Below are 2,109 nucleotides of genomic sequence, written 5' to 3' on the forward strand. Positions count from 1 at the left end.
CCGCCCTTGGGCAGCCGACCCATGATCGCGAGGCTCGGCATCGACTTGCCCGATCCCGACTCGCCGACGATGCCGAGCGCGCCGCCCCGCGGCACGTCGAACTCGAGGTTCTTCACGACGCTGGTCGGGCCCTGCGCGGTGCGGAACGAGACGGTGAGGTCTTGCACCGACAGCAGCGGGCCGCTGCCCTGGCCGCTCTCGGGCGAGGTGTTCTCGATGTCGCTCATGCGGTTGCCCCCGTTCTGACGCGCGGATCGATGGCGGTGTACAGCAGGTCGACCACCATGTTGCCGATGATCACGAAGAACGCCGACAGCAGCGTGACGGCCATGATGACCGGCTGGTCGTTGGCGGTGATCGAGTCGGCGGTGAGCTTGCCGACGCCGTTGAGGCCGAACACGGTCTCGGTGATCACGGCGCCGCCGAGCAGGCCCGCGACATCCATCCCGAAGATCGTGACGATCGGGGTCAGTGCCGGGCGCAGCGCGTGGCGACGCCAGACGAGCCCCTGCTGCAGACCCTTCGCCCGCGCGGTGCGCACGAAGTTCTCCTGCAGGGTGTCGATCACGTTGGCACGCGTCAGGCGTGTGTAGACCGCGGCGTAGCCGACCGCGAGCACGACCCACGGCAGGATGAAGTTGAGGAACCACTGGCCGGGGTCATCCGAGAACTTCACCGCCTGCGGGAACGGCAGCCAGCCGAGCGCCACCACGAAGATGAACTGCAGGGCGAGGGCGAGCACGTAGTTCGGGATCGACATCGAGCCGAGCGTGAGGCCGGCGAAGAAGCGGTCGAGGAACTTGCCTTCCTTCACCGCGCTGAGCACACCGGCGACCACGCCGCCGAGCAGCCAGAGCACGGCCGCACCGATCGCGATCGTCGCGGTGATGGGCAGTCGCTGCACGATCATGTCACCCACGAGCTGGCTGGTCTGGAACGAGTAGCCCAGGCACGGGGCCGCGCACTCGACGGCCGCACCGGCGACCATGAAGGTGCGACCGGTGAACAGACCGCCGACGTAGCCCCAGAACTGGGTCCAGAACGGCTGGTCGAGTCCGAGGTTCAACCGGATCTGCTCGATGCGCTCGGGGGTGCAGTTCTTGCCGCAGATCTGCACGGCGGGGTCTGCCGAGAGCAGGAAGAAGATCGCGTAGGTGAACAGGGTCACCAGGAACAGCACGACGATCATGCCGAGCAGGCGTGAGCCGACGATGCGGATCATGAGCGGGCCTCCCCACTGGTGGCGATGGTGCGGATGCGGTCGCCCAGCGTCGTGAACGAGAGCACCAGCAGGAAGAGGAACGCACCGGGGATCACGAAGTACATCGGATCGACGGCGTACCACGGGGTCGCGGCGGCGATCATCTGGCCCCAGCTGGGAGTCGGGGGAACGACGCCGACGCCGAGGAACGACAGCCCCGCCTCGGTGCCGATGTAGCCGGGAACCGCGAGGGTCGCCATGACGATGATGGTCGACTGCAGGTTGGGCAGGATCTCGCGGAAGATGATCCGGCCGCTCGATGCCCCCGACGCCTTCGCGGCCTCGACGAACTCGCGCTCCTTGAGAGAGAGGGTCTGCGAGCGCACGATGCGGGCGAGGTACGGCCACCCGAACAGCGAGATGACGACGACGAGCAGGAAGACGCGGTTGTCGGCGGGGAGCGCCGAGAGGATCGCGATCATGAAGATGAGGGCGGGGAACGCCATCAGGAACTCCATGACGCGCGAGATGACGAGGTCGATGAGTCCGCCGAAGTAGCCGGCGAGCAGGCCCATCACGACGCCGATCACCGTGGTGAGCAGCGTGGCCGAGAGGGCGACGGTCATCGAGACCCGGGCGCCGTAGGCGATGCGGGCGAAGATGTCGCGACCGCTGCCGGGCTCGACACCGAACCAGTGCTCGGCGCTGATGCCGCCGAAGGGTCCGATCGGGATCGCCCCGAGGTTCGGGTCGATGGCCGACTGGTCGAACGCGTACGGACCCCACCCGCTCAGCATCGTCAGCAGCGGGGCGAAGATCGCCATCAGGATGATGAGCAGGATGTAGGCGCTGGAGAGCATGGCTCCCCAGTCGGTCAGGAACGCGCGGAGCAGCCGCCGGCCAGAGGC

The 2,109-nt window shown here is 67.6% G+C and carries 3 protein-coding genes; all 3 read right to left on the reverse strand.

Annotation, left to right across the window (positions count from 1 at the left end):
- The coding region (locus J7E68_RS17855) for an ATP-binding cassette domain-containing protein (RefSeq protein ID WP_396652522.1) at positions 1 to 227 on the reverse strand (227 nt) is incomplete at its 3' end.
- The gene (locus tag J7E68_RS17860; protein ID WP_215174871.1) at positions 224 to 1,222 is read right to left on the reverse strand and encodes an ABC transporter permease; all 999 of its coding nucleotides are present in this window, start codon (positions 1,220 to 1,222) and stop codon (positions 224 to 226) included. The genes J7E68_RS17855 and J7E68_RS17860, both read right to left, overlap by 4 nt.
- Positions 1,219 to 2,109: ABC transporter permease (locus J7E68_RS17865; RefSeq protein ID WP_215174872.1), on the reverse strand; the 891-nt coding region annotated here is incomplete at its 5' end. The genes J7E68_RS17860 and J7E68_RS17865, both read right to left, overlap by 4 nt.

The organism is Microbacterium sp. ISL-103 (assembly GCF_018613995.1).
Classification (GTDB): Bacteria; Actinomycetota; Actinomycetes; order Actinomycetales; family Microbacteriaceae; genus Microbacterium.